The organism is Candidatus Brachybacter algidus (assembly GCF_016707225.1).
Lineage (GTDB): Bacteria > Bacteroidota > Bacteroidia > Chitinophagales > Saprospiraceae > Parvibacillus > Parvibacillus algidus.
On the sequence record NZ_JADJID010000001.1, the window covers coordinates 665,655 to 683,371 of the forward strand.

General features: G+C 35.8%; 14 protein-coding genes and 1 tRNA gene. 8 read left to right on the top strand and 7 right to left on the bottom strand.

Annotated features, from left to right (window positions below):
• From IPI15_RS02645 to IPI15_RS02655, 3 genes are all read right to left on the bottom strand, one after another.
• Complete coding sequence (locus tag IPI15_RS02645) at positions 1–1,041, bottom strand: NAD-dependent epimerase/dehydratase family protein (protein WP_287419095.1); 1,041 nt, start codon at positions 1,039–1,041, stop codon at positions 1–3.
• Between the two features lie 313 nt (positions 1,042–1,354).
• Complete coding sequence (locus tag IPI15_RS02650; protein WP_287419096.1) at positions 1,355–1,774, bottom strand: hypothetical protein; 420 nt, start codon at positions 1,772–1,774, stop codon at positions 1,355–1,357.
• Between the two features lie 11 nt (positions 1,775–1,785).
• Positions 1,786–2,631 (bottom strand): 1-acyl-sn-glycerol-3-phosphate acyltransferase, encoded by an 846-nt coding sequence (locus tag IPI15_RS02655; RefSeq protein WP_287419098.1) that lies wholly within the window; start codon positions 2,629–2,631, stop codon positions 1,786–1,788.
• Between the two features lie 79 nt (positions 2,632–2,710).
• Between IPI15_RS02655 and miaA the strand changes: the two genes are divergently transcribed.
• A complete protein-coding gene (gene miaA, locus IPI15_RS02660; protein WP_287400557.1) occupies positions 2,711–3,634 on the top strand; it encodes a tRNA (adenosine(37)-N6)-dimethylallyltransferase MiaA in 924 nt (307 codons plus the stop codon).
• Positions 3,606–4,028, top strand: coding sequence for a hotdog fold thioesterase (locus IPI15_RS02665; RefSeq protein WP_287400559.1), 423 nt, complete (start codon positions 3,606–3,608; stop codon positions 4,026–4,028). Before miaA ends, IPI15_RS02665 begins: the two co-directional genes overlap by 29 nt.
• Before the next feature lie 477 nt (positions 4,029–4,505).
• On the opposite strand, the gene gap is transcribed toward IPI15_RS02665, so the two are convergent.
• Positions 4,506–5,492, bottom strand: a complete 987-nt coding sequence (gene gap / locus IPI15_RS02670) for a type I glyceraldehyde-3-phosphate dehydrogenase (RefSeq protein ID WP_287400560.1) — start codon at positions 5,490–5,492, stop codon at positions 4,506–4,508.
• Positions 5,493–5,635: 143 nt separating this feature from the next.
• Here gap and IPI15_RS02675 point away from each other — a divergent pair.
• Positions 5,636–5,707 (top strand) — tRNA-Glu (locus IPI15_RS02675).
• 70 nt (positions 5,708–5,777) lie between these two features.
• Complete coding sequence (locus tag IPI15_RS02680) at positions 5,778–6,020, top strand: GIY-YIG nuclease family protein (protein ID WP_287400561.1); 243 nt, start codon at positions 5,778–5,780, stop codon at positions 6,018–6,020.
• A 276-nt stretch (positions 6,021–6,296) separates the two neighbouring features.
• Here IPI15_RS02680 and IPI15_RS02685 read toward each other — a convergent pair whose 3' ends face one another.
• Entirely contained in the window at positions 6,297–7,169 is an 873-nt protein-coding gene (locus IPI15_RS02685) for a hypothetical protein (protein ID WP_287419099.1), read from the bottom strand.
• A gap of 521 nt (positions 7,170–7,690) precedes the next feature.
• Here IPI15_RS02685 and IPI15_RS02690 point away from each other — a divergent pair.
• Complete coding sequence (locus IPI15_RS02690; protein ID WP_287419100.1) at positions 7,691–8,140, top strand: CAP domain-containing protein; 450 nt, start codon at positions 7,691–7,693, stop codon at positions 8,138–8,140.
• A gap of 572 nt (positions 8,141–8,712) precedes the next feature.
• Here the strand turns inward: IPI15_RS02690 and IPI15_RS02695 are convergent.
• The gene (locus tag IPI15_RS02695) at positions 8,713–9,990 is read right to left on the bottom strand and encodes an ATP-dependent DNA helicase (protein ID WP_287400564.1); all 1,278 of its coding nucleotides are present in this window, start codon (positions 9,988–9,990) and stop codon (positions 8,713–8,715) included.
• Positions 9,990–11,492, bottom strand: a complete 1,503-nt coding sequence (locus IPI15_RS02700) for a sodium:solute symporter (protein ID WP_287419101.1) — start codon at positions 11,490–11,492, stop codon at positions 9,990–9,992. Before IPI15_RS02700 ends, IPI15_RS02695 begins: the two co-directional genes overlap by 1 nt.
• Before the next feature lie 162 nt (positions 11,493–11,654).
• Between IPI15_RS02700 and IPI15_RS02705 the strand changes: the two genes are divergently transcribed.
• From IPI15_RS02705 to IPI15_RS02715, 3 genes are all read left to right on the top strand, one after another.
• Positions 11,655–12,140 (top strand): hypothetical protein, encoded by a 486-nt coding sequence (locus IPI15_RS02705; protein ID WP_287400566.1) that lies wholly within the window; start codon positions 11,655–11,657, stop codon positions 12,138–12,140.
• A gap of 453 nt (positions 12,141–12,593) precedes the next feature.
• Complete coding sequence (locus IPI15_RS02710) at positions 12,594–14,726, top strand: T9SS type A sorting domain-containing protein (RefSeq protein WP_287419102.1); 2,133 nt, start codon at positions 12,594–12,596, stop codon at positions 14,724–14,726.
• Positions 14,727–15,043: 317 nt separating this feature from the next.
• Positions 15,044–17,707 (top strand): T9SS type A sorting domain-containing protein, encoded by a 2,664-nt coding sequence (locus tag IPI15_RS02715; protein WP_287419103.1) that lies wholly within the window; start codon positions 15,044–15,046, stop codon positions 17,705–17,707.
• Positions 17,708–17,717 lie beyond the last annotated feature (10 nt).

Here is a 17,717-nt window from a genome sequence, read left to right on the forward strand (position 1 = left end):
TTAATTAAATTTTTGAAGAGCGGCATCATACACTCGTTTCATTCCTTCTTCCACTGAGATTTTAGCTTTCCAACCAATGGTGTTTTCGACAAAAGTCATATCACAATAACGGCTATGGACACCCACCGGCTTGTCTAATAGTTGTTTGATCTCGGGATTATAACCTGCGAAACTAGTCATTACTTTAATGATGTCCATGAATGAAGTCAGCTTACCCATTCCTATATTGATAGCAGTTCCGTCATGTATGTGATTCATAGCCAATTGGATACAATCGATTACATCATCTATATGCACGAAATCTCTGCCTTGATGCCCGGTTCCCCATACTTCAAAAGGATTTTCTTTCAGTGCAGCTCTTTTTGCAAGACTAGGAATAGGGTAGGTGAGATCCTGATCCTCTCCATAACCTGAGAAAGGCCGTATACATGTAATATTTACATCATAATATTGGGCTGCAATTTTTGCTAAGTATTCACCTGTTAACTTAGACCAGCCATAAGTCATATCCGGCTGACCCATATTGTTAAAGTCAATATCACTTTCAGTCAGCGCTATGGCACCTGACTCCGTTTGTAAGTTTACTGGATAGGCTGCACTTGAACTAGGATAAAGGACTCTTTCTGGCTTGTGTCTTGTGATGTAATAAAAAAATTCTGCATCTATAGAAAGGTCAAGCGCTACCATCATTGGATCCCCGTCGATTTTAGCTCGTCCTCCGACTATTGCGGCATAATGATATATATCTCCAAAGTCAACAAAGTCAAGACCGTATGTTTTTTTGATATATTCAGGATCACGCGCCAGTGCATGTACCACATCTCTGAAATCACTCTTTAAAAAATACAATCTGGTATCGGTTCCGTAGACTTTTATTCCTTTATGATCCTCTAACATTGGTTGATCAAGCCATTCAGATGGATCAGTTCCAACACTAAGGTCATCAATAAATAGTATGTTGTCCTTGGTGGTGTTATACAATCTTTTGACCATATTCCGACCTACAAAACCACAACCCCCGGAAACTAAATGTACTTTCATTTTAATTCAATTTATTGTAAAACAGGTGTTTGTAAAATATTTATGAATAAATATATAATTAACTCAAGTTTCGGCAGTTAAGAAACAAAGGTAGATGGCTGATGTTAGATGTTAGATGGAGTTTAGTCAACTGATTCATATTTTTTATTTAATTGGTTTAATAGAAAAATATCCATTTGATTGATGAAGGGCCAACTAAAATCTACCTTCTAACATCTAACATTTTATTATAATTTAAATTTTTTCTGCAAAAAAAAATTTGACTACCGAAACTTAAGTAATTAAAACATATATTTCGATGCGAAGGTAAACTTTATTCATTTATTAATTGAAGATCGCTCATTATTGTGATCGCTTTATCCTGATCTTTATCATCAATGCTTGACCAGCGGACTTTTTGAATAATGACGTTTCTCGCTTCCCACCATATTATTCCCAATTTCGCAATGATAGGAGCAATAATAACGAATATTAACCCGACTTTAATTGTTAAAATGAGACTAATGAGGATAAAGGTCAGTAAGAGCCACAATACAAGAATTGCCCAAGTGATGCCAATTCTGATGGAAATAAAAAATTCCTTTTTGGGTTTGAATTTGATAGTCAGCAATTTACTGACGTATAATGGCAAATAATAATAGATCTGCGCAGGAATTCCTATTGGCAGCAACAATATGAATACCAGTGAATTAAGCATAAATGATTTACCATAAAAAGGCCATTTAGTCTTCACGTTACCACTCTTTAAAATCGTTTTAAGCTCTGTAAGGTCTTGAATCCATGTGGAAGAAGGATCTTTTCTTCCAAATTAAATCGTTCTATCCACGATTTCATCTTCTTAAATAAAACACCATCTTTAGCTAAACTGAAGAAAGTGGATGGATATTCATTATCTATTATTTCCAATGCAGTTTGGACAAGGTCTTCATTTTCTTTTTCATTTATGTGTAAAACTTCTTTTTTCAATCGTGCTTCCAGTTCGTCTGTAAACATTTTAATCGCCTTATTGGGATTTTCATTGTATGTTGGAATATAATCAGCCAGATACATTGGCTCTCCCTGCGACATCAATACACTGGACCTGAAATTGTGAGGTTCGATGTAGTTTATTCCCACCGGATAAATTACCAGGTTGTCAACTCCACTAGTTTCATAAGCTCCGAAAGCCATCCTGGCAGTTCCTTTCTGAAGATGCCTTAATCTTTTCTCTGTAATACAATCTCCCTCTGAGAAAATAATAATACGTTGATTTTTTCCAAGGGCTTTGTAACAGAACTCCAAAGAATTGTTGTTTTTTTTAAGGTTTTCATATCCATCTCTAAACCTAAATATGGGTATTTGATTCGTGAGATTGAAGAACCACATCATTTTTGGATTAAACACATCACCCCGAGTGATGAAATTCATATCCAGGTCTGAAAGGTATGAGCCTACAAATAAAGCGTCCGAAAAAGCATTATTATGATTACAGGCAAGCATGATAGGTGTATTATCAGGAAGTTCATTGAATTTATTTGAATAAATCCTTTTGTAACAAAACCTTAGATAGATACCAACGACTTTCTTTAGTATGGGATAAAATATATTCATTAATTTTAATATGATATTTTTAAGAACAAAACTTAGAAGTTGTTTTATTGCTTATTTTGTGCGAAAATAATTATTCTTTTTGAAAGTCCTTATATGTATTGGTGGTCCGACAGCAAGTGGCAAGACTAAATTGGCCATAGAACTGGCGCTGACGCTGGGTTGTGAGATTATTTCTTTTGATAGCAGACAAGTGTATAGAGAGTTGAATATAGGTGTTGCAAAGCCATCTATCGAAGAATTGAATGCTGTTCGGCATCATTTTATTGATCATACTTCTATAATCGAGCCATTTAACGCAGCAAAATTTGAGAACGAAGCCATTACTTTACTTGACTCATTGTTTGTTGATCGTGATTATATGGTGGCAGTGGGCGGTACAGGCCTTTATATAAATGCACTTCTCAATGGACTCGATGATATACCTGATATTAGTTCTGCGACTGAATCATACATAGAAGCACAATATGCAGAAAAAGGGATTGCATGGCTGCAAAATTTTATACTCCAAAATGATTCTTCATATAGTCAAATTGCAGATATGAATAATCCAATGAGACTTTTAAGAGCTTCTAAAATAATCCATTCCTCTGGAAAGAAATATTCTGATTATAGGGTAGGGGTGCCAAAGAAAAGAAATTTTTCAACTTTGAATTATTATTTAAATCCTGATCGCAACCAATTATATGACAAAATCAATCAAAGGGTGGATGTCATGATGGACAAAGGACTTTTAGAGGAGGTAAAAGGACTTATGGAATATAAATCCTTAAAGCCATTGATGACGGTTGGTTATTCAGAATTATTTGAACATCTTGACGGAGTAACAGGCTTAGAAGAAGCAATTTCTAAGATAAAGCAAAATACCAGACGATATGCCAAGCGGCAATTTACATGGTTTAAAAATCAGGGTACATGGCATCCGCTTAATCCTGACACATTGGAACAAATTATTCAATCAATAATAAAAGATATAAATGATGTGGAAGTTCACACCAAATATTGAGGCATTAAATGACATGGGTCAGAATACCATAGCGAGTCAAATCGGTATAGAATTTACGGAGGTACATGATGATTATTTGGTAGCTACGATGCCAGTCGATCCTAGGACGCATCAACCAATGGGAATATTGCATGGAGGTGCTTCTGTGGTTTTGGCAGAAACATTGGGAAGTGTGGCGTCTTACTTGTGTATTGAAGATCATATGAAGTTTAGTGCTGTGGGTTTGAACGTTACAGCTGATCATCTAAGGCCTATAAGTAAGGGGAAAGTGACAGGTATCGTTCGTCCAATAAAAATCGGCCGGAAAATACATCTTTGGTCTATTGAAATTAAAAATGAAAAAGATCAGCTAGTATGTGTTTCTAAACTTTCGGTGATGATAATACCTAGATAGTGGTCAGTGGTCAGAAATTAGAAATTAGAAGTCAGAAGTCAGAGGTCAGAAATTAGTTCACATGAAATGCTTTGGTCCCAAAATCAAAAATATAACTTGATGAGGCAAAATGTGATATGTAAAATGTCGATTAGCACAATATCCCCTTCTGCAAGAGGGGGCCAAGGGGGAGTCTTTGATTTGTTTACTTTATATTTTTTACAAATTATTGATTAACAGTGTTTTGCAATTATTTATATAGAAAAAATTGGAGGTCAGAGGTCAGAAATTAGAAATTAGAGGTCAGAAATTATTCCAAGATGGATTAGTGAGACTGTGCAGTCATTGGTTTTAATTGATAAAGGAATAGCTTTATACTTAATTATAGCTTATAGCCTCATTATCTTAAAAAAAATAAGGTAGATAACTGCATTTCAAAAAAAAAACGAGCCATCTACCTGATTTATGCGCAATCGAAATTTATAAAATGACGATATTCTATACTTTAGCGGCTAATTCTGCTAAACGAGCAGAATAACCTGATTCGTTGTCATACCATGCGAACACTCGAAGCATATTGCCTCTCACTAATGTAAGCTTGCTATCGAATATTGCAGAATATTTATTGGAAACAATATCAGAAGATACAAGCGGTAATTCACTGAACTCAATGATACCCTTGAATTGTCCTTCTGAAGCTGCTTTGAAAGTAGCATTTACTTCCTCTCTTGTAAATTCTTTTTCTGTAAATACAGTTAGATCGACTATTGAGCCAGTGATCACAGGAACTCGAAGTGACATAGAAGTCATCTTGCCGACGAGTTCAGGGACTACTAAAGCAGCAGCCTTTGCAGCTCCTGTTGAAGTCGGTATGATATTAAGTGCAGCGGCGCGTGCTCTTCTAAGATCTTTATGTGGCGAATCCTGAAGGTTCTGATCAGAAGTATAAGCGTGAACTGTTGACATCGAACCTGAAACAATTCCCCAATTGTCAACTATAACTTTAGCGATTGGAGCTAGACAGTTTGTCGTGCATGAAGCATTGGAATAAATCTTTGTTTCGTCATTAATGTCGTGATCGTTAACACCTTGTACGATTGTGATGACGTCATCTACTGCCGGGGCGGAAAGGATAACTTTTTTAGCTCCTGCTTCGATGTGCCAACTTGCTTTTTCCTTGGAAAGAAAAATTCCTGTACACTCCAATACTACATCTACTTGCAGTTTCTTCCAAGGCAATTCTTTAGGATCTCTTATTGATGTAGCCTTAATTTTTTTGCCGTCGATGTAGATATTGTGCTCATCGCTGCTCACTTCACCTGCATATTGTCCATGCGCTGTATCATATTTGAATAGGTGGGCGAGGGTAGCGTTGTCTGTAAGGTCGTTGATACCAACTACTTCTACAGTAGGATCTGCTAAAAGGTTTCTAAGTGTGATGCGGCCGATTCTTCCGAAGCCGTTGATAGCTATTTTCTTTGCCATTTTTTAATTTCAATTTTTACTTAGTGTAAAAGTAACAATAATTAACCAATAAAAATGCGCTTTGAAAAAAATAGTTCAAAAAAAATTTGTCAATTCGAAAATAAGTGTACTTTTGTGTCGCTTTAAGCAAAAAGGGCAACTATGGCCCGTTCGTCTATCGGTTAGGACGCCAGGTTTTCATCCTGGTAAGAGGGGTTCGATTCCCCTACGGGCTACTAAGGTGACAATGAAAATTGTCACCTTTTTTTATAATTTGAAATTACTCCAGATCTAATCGCACCACCCATGATTACAGTATATGTATTAAAGAATAAAATTAATGAAGAGCATTATACAGGAATAAGCTCAGATCCATCCAGAAGACTTATAGAACATAACACTGGGAAGAATAGGTTTACAAAAGCATTTATTCCGTGGCACATAGTTTATACTGAATTTCAACCTGATTATTTAACTGCTCGAAAGCGTGAAAAATATTTAAAGAGTGGAGCAGGTCGCAGATGGTTAAAGAAGGAACACAATATATGACTGGGAAGAGGGGTTCCCTGCCTGCCTAAGACGGCAGTCAGGCAGGGATTCCCCTACGGGCTACAGAATTTTAGAACCGCTTGAGATTTTATCTTGAGCGGTTTTTTTTATGCTGCCTATTTAATGAATAATGAATAACGAATAATGAGAGCGGGCATTTGTGCTTGGTTTCTAATGCAGGCAATTTTGATTATTCCAAAGCATTTCATCAAAAACTAAAATGATTATGAGGAGCAGTTGTCCCTCTTTGGAGAGGGCCAAGGGAGTGGGCTTTTTTTACTTCTTACGTCTTTCTACTTGAACATTTGCCCAGGAAATTCCATTTACATCTTTCATAATAGGCAGGGCAGAAAGTTGCATAGTAAATGCACTCTTGTGATGGCGCTCAAGATTATCTACAAAGTTAATTGTAAAGTTTACTCTAACCATTTTTCTAACTTGTCCCCATACTTCTTTTTCCAGATTATAGTATTTTCTATCACTGAAACCAAATTCCTTCCTTTTATCTCTTATTCTTGCAAAAAGATACAAAGAGATGACAATCATAAATAGGAACGCTTTATTGGCCGGTACTTTTAATGAATCTTCGCTGTCTTTTACTGTGAGCTGATAGTCAAAAGAATGATCCTTGCTTTTTTTAAATAAAATATGGTTCTGATTATATAGGAAATTATTTTCATCCTCTTCAAATTTAAATGTGTTATCGTTGATAATATATTTATGATGGTAACCTAGTGAAGAAAGTTGGCCAAATAGATAATCTATTACTTCTCTAAAGTTGAATGGATAAGATTCTCTTATAGTTATATCACGCGCAACACCTTGCCCGATATTGTCAAACTTAAACTTCACGGGATATGTTTCATATGAATCTATATCTTTTGAAGTCCTCCTTGCAATACTTTTAATACTCATACCTTCGATTATAGGCAGGAAGAGATTGATATTAATTGGGAGAATATTTGCTTGATAGGATTTATTTCTTTGCTTCACCAACATAATGAAGTTGGCAATTATAAAAAGTACGGTGAAAAAATGAAATATCACGCGCATGAATTCTAGATCATATGCGCCCATGCTGTAAGCAATAGCAATTGTATTTTCTAAAAGTGGAACTTCTATATCAAAGTATAGAGAGAATAAGATCATGATTATAATTTTAAATTTAAAACACTATTTAATTGTTAATTTAACAATACGAATAATGTAATTATTTGTAATTTTAATAACTTTTTAAAGTTTTCTAAAATGCAACAGCCAATTAAATATATACTATTTAATTGACTGATTTATATGGATTTAGTCCCTTTCTGAGCTAATTTAAATTTGACAAGATATTAGTCTGATAAATTTAATATTGTGCTCTTGTATTATAATGGTTAATTTCAATTATTGTTGCTAATTAAGGATTAAGTTTAGATTTAAACTTAGAGATTTGCAAATAATTTATTGAACAAGGGATATGGGGTGAGTCCAAACTTAGGCTTAATATTCTGAATAAACTAATATCTTAATTGATTGATTTAGCGCGTTGATAATCAAAAATATATAAATAGTTAAAGATTATAACCTAAAGCTTCTAGTATGTTAATAGCTTTTAACATTTTTTTCTTTAAATACATATAATAATTATGTAGCTTGAACAGTTTTTATTTCAATAAATCGTTCTGATGTTACTTATTATATGCTTATTATTTCTGGCTCCTAATCCCACTTCTTATGAACAGTTTAAGATAGAAATTTTGTCTCAAATAAATGAGATTCGCTCCAAGCCATGCAATTGTGGAGGAAGAACGATGAAACCAGTCAAGCCTTTGACATGGGATGATGCTTTGGCACATTCTGCCGCTAAGCATGCCATAGACATGGAAGAAAAAAACTATTTTGATCACATAAGCAAGAATGGCAGGACGATCGGTGATAGAGCAGATGAGTCTGGTTATGATTGGTATCAGGTATCTGAAAATATTGCTTTTGGACAAAGAAGCATCGACCAGGTCGTGAAAGAATGGATGCAAAGCCCGGCACATTGCGCCAACATCATGGATCCAAACATAAAAAATATGGGTGTCGCCAAAAAAGGGAATTATTGGGTGCAGGATTTTGGGGCGAAAAGATGAAATCAATTATAAATGGTGAATTGTAAATTATAAATGAGAGTGGTCAGCCTTTCTCAATTTTACAGCAGGCCATTTTCAATCACTCCCCTGCGTTCAATGAATAAATTAAAGTATGAGGAGGAGCAGCTGTCCCTCTTTGGAGAGGGCACTTTTAATGAAAAATGAAAAATGAAGAATGAAAAATCAGAGCGGACATTTGCGCTTGGTCTTTAATGCAGGCAATTTTTGATCATTCCACGCCATTCCATAAATTAACAAAAATAAGATGAAGTGCAGCTGTCCCTCTTTGGAGAGGGTGAACGACGTGGAAAAGGTGCCTAAGCGACCTTTTTAAGGAAGTGAAACGAAACGAAACGCAAGTCCCTACTTGCACAAAGTGTAGTCAGAACGTAATTTAGCATGCATGCTGAAAGCATGAAGGCCGGTTACGAAATTGTGCTTCTGTGGGTTAGGGAGTGGGCTTTTATTATGAAGAAAGAAAAAGTAAAATAGTTAACCAGTATATAAGTTGACCAGTATACTCTAATTCTGTCATACTCTAATACTGTCATACTCTAATACTCTAATACTTTTCACCTAAAATGATTCATATAAAAATCCACCACCCGTTCATCCACCATGATATCCCTCATTCTTAGCGGACGCTTTAACACGATACCCTCTAATGTTCTGCAGCGACTCAATGCCACATAAGTCTGACCAAATTCGAAGGCGCCACCTTCCATATCCAGTATTACCTTGTCGAAAGTTTGTCCCTGACTTTTATGGATTGACATTGCCCATGCCAGTTTTAAAGGAAATTGCTCATATGTGCCTACAACTTCAGGTTTTATTGAATTGTCATTTTCCTTATAGCGAACCATATCCCAAGTGGTTTTGCTGACATTGACTTCTTTTCCTGAAACTTCGATTCTGACTTTGATATTATTTGGTTCCATGTCGAGGATGGTACCGATACTGCCATTGACATATTGTTTTTCAAGATCATTTTTGATGAACATGACTTGAGCGCCATTTTTGAGTTTGAGGATTTGTTCTGTGGGCATGTAAGCAGGATTGTATTCCCCTGTGATGTTGCCCAGATATGCTCGTTCGGGACTTTCTAATGCATCCAGCTTAGATTGATTTATGCGTTGCATGGTGGCATTCCGTGGAGAAAGGTATATATATCCTTGATCTTCATCAAAATCAGCCTCCGATCTTTCATTCAGATCTATAAGGGAATCATAGTCGACATCGCCACTTCTGATCTCATCCAATAGGTTGATAAAGTTACGATCAGTCTGTCGATATACTTTTTGAAGATTAATGAACTGAATATTTTCTAACTCTTTCCATACGAAAGAAGAGAAGAAATAGGGAGTTTCATACACTGTTTGAAAATATTTTTTTTCCTCGATACTGCTGACAATAGGTGGTAATTGATATATATCTCCAAATAAAACAATTCTCACACCACCAAACGGATTTGGATTTTGTCGATGCAATCTTAACATTCTGTCTATTCCATCGAGGACATCTGCCCTGACCATAGATATTTCATCTATGATCAATATCTCTAGTTTCTTGCACAATCTTACGATTCCGGGCTTGATATTTATGTCACCGGGAAGTACTAAACGTGGCGGCAATTTGAAGAAAGAATGTATTGTCTGACCATTGACGCGAAGTGCTGCAATGCCGGTTGGCGCCAGAATAGCAATGTTTTTGGAAGTGGATCGACGAAAAAGATCTAACAAAGTTGACTTGCCTGTTCCTGCCTTTCCTGTTATAAATAAATGATCTCCACCATTTTCAATTTCATCTAGTGTTTCCGAAAATTCATGTGATAGTTTAAATATTTGTTCCATCAGATGGATTGTGCTATTTTTTCCTTTGAAACAATTCTAAGTCCAATAAAGATCAATAATCCGTTCAATGCAAGTGTTAAAAATCCAAATTTAAACCCACCAAGTAACCACTCAGAATTGGAGTCAAGCCACCATGTAAACAGTGGACAAAGAATACAAATAATTGGTACCCATTTATTCTGTGGTACAAACCTGGTAAAGATGCCAAAAGAAAACAATCCAAGCAATGGACCGTAAGTCAGTCCTGCTATTTTAAATACCAGATCGACCACGGCTGTGCTATTGATATAATAAAACACCATGATCAACAGAAAGAGTACAAATGAAATGCCTAAGTGGACGAGTGTTCTTATTTTACGGTTCGTTTTTTCAGAATTTTCTTTCTTTTCAATATCAAGAAAGTCTACACAAATACTCGTGGTTAGCGCGGTTAACGCTGAATCAGCACTCGCATAAGTACTAGCTATCAATCCAACAAAGAAAAGAACACATACGGTGATACCCAGGTATTGCATAGCCATCATCGGGAAAAATTCATCAGATCGTGTCGGAATAGGTATGTTTTGTTGAGCAGCGTACAAATATAATGCCGCACCAAGTGTAAGAAATACAATGTTTACTATAAAGAAATTAATGCAGAAGGTAAATACGTTTTTCTGAGCATCTTTTAGCGTTCTGCAAGTCAAATTCTTCTGCATAAGATCCTGATCCAATCCGGTCATGACGATAGATATTAAGGCTCCACTAAGAAATTGTTTGAAGAAATTGTTTGGGTCAGCCCATCCATCACTAAAGAAAAATATCTTGCTATACTTACTGTTCGATACACTGTGAATCATTTCACTAAAGCCACTGCCCATCGACTGACTGATCATGTAGATGCACATCACCAATGCGCTAAGCATACAAGTGGTTAGTAATACATCTGTGTACAAGATTGTGTTGACACCACCCTTTGCAGTATATAAATAGATCAGACCGATGGTTAGAAAAACAGTAACAACAAATGGTAACCCGAGCGGTGCTGTGCAGAAATTGTGCAGTACAATAGCCGCCAAATACAGCCTCAAAGCTGAACCAATTCCTCGACTGATTAGAAAGAAAGTGGCACCGGTTTTATAGGCTGCGAAGCCAAGCCTTTTTTCTAAGTAGCCATAGATGGAGGTAAGGTTATGTCTATAATATAGTGGGAGTAGCACTTTAGCGATTACAAAATAACCAACTAAATTGCCCATGACAAACTGTAGGTAAGAGAATGCTTTATTCGCACCTCCTGCACCAACTTTACCCGGAACACTTATGAATGTAACCCCTGAAAGAGAAGCTCCAATCATACCGATGGCTACAAGTATCCAAGGAGCATTCCTTCCTGCAAGAAAAAATTTGCTATTGTCACTGTTTTTACTTGTAAAATGTGAGATCACTATCAGTACTACAAAATAGACTGCGATTATGCCTAATATGGCATAAGGAGATAGAAGAGACTGGTAGTTTGACTCCATGTTGCTTTTTGATTGATGGACAAAGTAAGTTAATATTTATGATAATATGAATTTAAATATATCAACTTATCATATGTGTCAGGTATTTGGGAACAATAGCAAATAATTTGAAGACATAAGAAACGCTTTTGTATTTTTAAGTTTTAGTTCAAAAAGGTTATTATGAATTTTCGCCTGATTATAATATTAAGTCTTATTTCTATAGCATTTTCATCATGTTTTTTACTTTTACAGGATTGTGAATCGGATTTTCAAAATAGGGTGAGTATTGAGATTTATGATGAATCCGGCAAAAATATGCTTGATACTTTAAAAGACTATGGAGATAAATTATTAAAGATCAATGATCAGGCAGGAATGCCGCTTCTATTCCAACAAGTTTCAATACCTGATGACCCTATGAAAAATGTAAATAATAGTTTCCTAAGAATTTATATAAATAAAATTAATCATGATGTCGGTTCAGAAAGTTTGGATTCATTTTATTTAGACTTTGAAAATAGACCATTAGATACACTTATAATTAAAATTGCAAGAAAGAATAGGCAAAATTGTGATTATAGCACAATTACAAAATTGGAATATAATGGTGTGGATATTATGAATCCCTATACGGAAACTGGTTCGAGCAAATATATCCGGCACTAAAGTTTTATTTTACTTATAAAATTTGAAATCACAATCATTACGACAAAATATACTGCGATAAAACCAAGATGGGCTTAGTTGGAAGAAGTGAGCTGTAGTTTGACTCCATGTAGCTTTTTGATTGATAACCAAAGTAATTTAATTTTTTTGATAATAAGTATTAAATATATAAACTTATCATATGTGTAGCAGGAAGTTTTGTAAATTAATTAATATTTTAATTATGAGGGCAACATTTTGTGATCCCATTCAGTATTCAAATTGTCGATTGCTTTATTATTAGTTGTATTTTATTAAAAGTTAATTTTTTTTAAAAGCAGCTAATATTGATTATATTCGTATTTTTTAGACATAGATTTTTAATCATTAACCCAACCTACATCAAATCATTTCTTTGATGTAATAGAACATAAGATAGAAATCCGGACCCTATAACTATATAAACTACCTCACATGAAATTTCTTTTACCTTTTCTCTGTCTTTGCTTTTTTAATTTAGCTTTCAATTCAAAATTGACCGGACAGATTCCTTGCAGTAACAATACCGATTGTATTTTTTCGACAAATATCAGCTTTCCTGACTCCATTAAGACAGTTTGCGTTAATGGATGCAATGTGGATATGCCTTTGGCCACGTTTTGCGGAGGAAGCATGGTATCATCTGCTTGGTATAAATTTAATACAGGTAATAATAATGCGATAATTATTGACATAAGTTCGGGCGATCTCACGACCCCTATTGTGGCTTTAGTGGAGAATTGCAATACTATTCTATCATGTGAATCCAAAATTGGTAATCTTGCCATGAATAGCGAATATTATATTGTCGTGGCAGACCAGAATAATTTGCAAGGTGATTTTTCGCTTTGTTTAACGTTGTCAAGAGACTCTTCTCTTTGTATTCGGGATGAAAGTTTGGTAGTAACTAACACTAGTTTGGGTTCACCTTTAGACGGGCCTTATTTTCCTGGTGAAACGCTTACATTTACATATTCCACTTCCTTTTTTGCAGGGGGAGGTTGCCAATGGTTGCACAGTTTTATTCCAATATTAAGTAAATGCTGGGGAGATGAAATACCTCATTTGTTAAATCCTCCTATCGGTTCACAATTGGTATGGGCTTCTCAGGGGACCATGACCTGGAAGCCTACGGACAATTATCCTGCAAGTGCTATTGGGATAAACGATGAAGGACAACTTTGTCTGATCGGGAGTGCGGGTTGCCAGGATTTTGTTGGTGGAGGATTATGCGGTATGACCGGGACACCTATGCCGGCAGGCTGGGCTTCTATTACTACTTCAGGAACATGTGGATTTGCTAATGAACCAAATTTAGCATGGGGTATTCCCCAAGGTTGCGGTTCATTAAAAGAAAGGTCTCTTTTATTCACGATAAAAATACCTGAAGATGCAAAGGATTGCATCGCAGAGAATGGGTTAACTATTGGATTGGCTGCTTTCACAGACGGAGCTACAGGTGGGTATAATAATGCTTCATGTAATGGTAATGGCTTTGATTTGATAAATATTTTCACCAATGATTGTGTACCTCCTACTTTAACAGTGATGAATGACACCATTTGTTCTGGAACAAATATTGATGCAAATATTATACTTGTTCCGGATACATCTTCTATTATTTGGACAGTCGGAAATATTCCCGGCATTAAAGGATCCTACAATGGTTCCGGAAAAAGTATAACTCAGAATCTTCAAAATACGACCGATCACGAAATATCTGTCCAATATAAAATCAGGGCGGTAGGAGGTGATGGTTGCGTTGGTGCAACTCAACTTCTTGATATATTGGTTTATCCTGAAGTCACTAGTAATATTGATGATCAATTCGTTTGTTCAGATTCACTAATTGAAATATCATCAATGCCGACTGGAGGCGCAGGAGGCCCTTACGATCATATATGGTCTACAGATACAACTCACGACAACACTTTATCATTTATAACCACAGTCGATACGAGCATCACCGTAACCATAATTGATGGTATTGGCTGTAGAAGTATAGATACGATTCGATTTGAGATTATGAGTTCATCCCTAATTATCAAACCAGTTGATACGTCTTTGATTGGAAACTTACTCGTCTCTGGCAATATAATTCAAAACTTTAGCGTAGGTGACTTTGAGAATGCTGAAGATTATAACTGGACACTGGATGGAATATTAATTGGTCGTGGCCAGGAAATTTCATATATGTTTGATAATGTCACAAATGGAATCCATTCACTATGTGTAGTGGCTAATAATTGTTCTTTATTGCCAGAAACATTATGCTGGGATATATTGGTAAAAACATTGGGCAATCATGATATTGAAAAACACTTAATTAAAGTATATCCTAATCCAAATGAAGGTTATTTTAAACTTGAATTGGCCTACATATTGGAAGGTACTATAGAAATATATGATCTGAACGGTCGTCAAGTTTATAATCAGAAATTAGACAAAAGCAATTTAATTCAGCAAATAAATGTAGGACTTTTCCCTCCTGCGTTGTATAATATCATATTGAGGAATGAAGTAGGTAAAATAATTGGTTGCAATAAATTCTTATTACATAAAAATTAGTAACTGAACTTTTGGAGCAAATAAATATCAATAAAATTATTGATATTACTTAGGCTAAATATAGAATTAGAGAACAGAATGAAGCTCCGATAACGTTTGGATGGTCTAAACTTGGATTAATAAATAATTAGCATGCTAACTAACACATGGTTTTATAATGATAGAGATTGAATTTCAATTAATGTTTTCTTGAAATTATTTAAACTTTGATTATTTCTAAATCAAGTTTTGGACTTAAGTTAATTCTTGATTAGTCATACTTTATCGATATATTTGGTAGAATTATTATCATAATAAAAATTAAACAAGCGATAGGTATGCGTAAATATTTACTCCTCCTTATTCTTTTAACTGGCAATTTAATTTATAGCCAGTCAACTCTTGTGCCTTGCGATGATAATATAAACTGCGCTTCTGCTCAAAATATATCAATTACTCAAACATCAGAAGCTGTCTGTATCCAAGGTTGCAATGTCGGGATGCCTCAGGGACCCTCTAACTCTAATGGTGGAGCATGCGAAAACATGACCAACGCCACAGCTTGGTTTACCTTTAATAGTGGAAGTCATAATAACGGATATATTAATTTCAGTTCGCAAGATCTTACTACTCCTCAATATTCAATATACAAAGGGTGCGATAATTGGTTAGAATGCAATCCAACCACAATAGCTCTTGAACCCAACACTAACTACTTTATTGCGGTGAGTGATGACAATGCAGCTGAAGGAGATTTTACTTTATGCATTGCGCTAATGGATGTAAATTCTCCTTGTGTTGGACAGCAAACATTAGAAATTATTTCCGCCAGTGAAGGTTCGCCATTGACAGGTCCATTCGTTCCTTGCGAAGAATTGACAGTAAGATATTCTATTGACTTCACACAGACAGGATCCAATTGGATTCACAGCATCATTCCTTCAATTGGAAATTGTTTTGATTATGTACAAGGTTCCGAACCATTTCCTGTAGTAAGGCCTAACGGCAATGCACCTTGGATATGGCGTCAGGCATCAACTTTACATTGGAAACCGACACAAAATGGAGATAACTTAATTGGAACCAATGTGAATACAGGACATTTGTGTGTGATTGGTTCAGCGGATTGTATCCCTTTTGAAGGTGGAGGAAATTGTTCAAATACCGGAACTCCTTTGCCTGCCGGCTGGGTTGCAACTTCCAATTCTAGTGATTGCAATAGCAACGAACCAAATCTATCCTGGGGTGACTCAAAGAAAAACATTCACACTGCAGAGTTTACAATAAAAGTCCCTTGCACGGCTTGTTCTGACCAATCTTGCAATGATTATTATGTTTCAGTTGCTTCTTTTTCAGATGGTCAGACTGGTGGCAACAATAATAATGCATGCAATGGACAAACCTTGATAAGTAAAAAATTTACCGTTAATTGCTGTCAGCCACCAGAAATCTCGGTTCAAAATGATGAAATATGCAGTAAGGGAATCTTTAATTCAAAAATCATCTTATCGCCGGCCAATTCTACGATTGAATGGACTGTTCCGGAAATTGATGGCATCACAGGTACTTTTGATGGTGAAGGTTCAAAAATCTCTCAAACCATTCGGAATTCAACATATGATTACATTACAATCCCATATTCTGTAGTAGCTGTTAGTCCCACTGGCTGCAAAAATGATCCTGTTACTCTCGAATTAGAGGTTTATCCGGATCTGATCACCCAGATCGATGATGAATTGATTAATTGCCTTGATAGCATGATGTATATTGGTGTCAATCCTTATGGAGGTTCGGGTGGAGGTTATGTATTAAACTGGTCGACAGGTGATTTCCATACGAATTGGATCGGTCTTGTAGTGGATAAAGATACGACTATTACTATTGAGATTGAAGATGATGGAGGATGCACTGAAACTGACACATTTCACATTACGCCAATCACGGAATCTGTTTCCATGCCCGTGAATACTCAACTTATAGGCAATACAAATCTATATATTTTCAATAATAGCAGTTTTAGTGTAGATCAATTTCCATTAGCACAATCTTATGAATGGACCTTTGATGGTGTCGTGATGGGAGAGGGTAGCGAAGTAGAATTTAGAATACCATATACAACTCAAGGAGCACATACACTTTGTGTGAGAGCCAGTAACAGCTGTGATCATACCGGATTGACCTTGTGTTGGGATGTCAATGTAGTAACATCAAAGCTTAATGCAGACTGCACGGGAGCCGAATATATTTGCAGTAAAAAAGCTAGAAAGATATTACTGCCTGGATTAAGCGGAAATGTATCAGATCTTAGTTATGATAATGTATGTAATCCAAATGGGTATGGAGAGTATAATTCTCATTGGATGGAATTTGATATCGCCAAAGCCGGAAAATTAACTTTCACTATAACGCCTACAGAAGAATGGCGGGACATGGATTTTGCTGTTTATAGAGTAGTTGATTCTCTTGAATGTTATACAAAAGTACCGGTTAGGTGTATGTGGTCAGGTGGGGGTGATTGCGATGGAGCGACAGGACTTAGGCTAGATGAGACGGATGAATATGAATATGGAGGATGTTCTGATACTCAAAATAATTTCCTTGCTCCGCTTGACTGTGAGGTTGGTGAAAAATATTACCTGGCAATTTTTGGTGGAGATGGCTTGCATTCATTTGATCTTGAATGGTGTGGTAATGCGTTAATGTCATGTGATACAGTGGCTTGTGGACCATTAAGCGTGGATGCGGTAACTTCAAAATCCACAGTTAGAATTTATCCAAACCCTAATACAGGAATATTTAATTTGGAAATGCCTTCTGCCACAAAAGGATCCATTGAATTGTATAACATTAATGGTAAAAAATTGCATCAACAAATAATCCAATACAATACAAAGCCACAGCAAATCAATGTGGAAAATTTGCTTGATGGAATTTATTTTGTAATAGTTAGAAATGAATCAGGCAGAATTGCCAACACAATTAAAATGGTAATAGCCAATTAATCCCGAATAA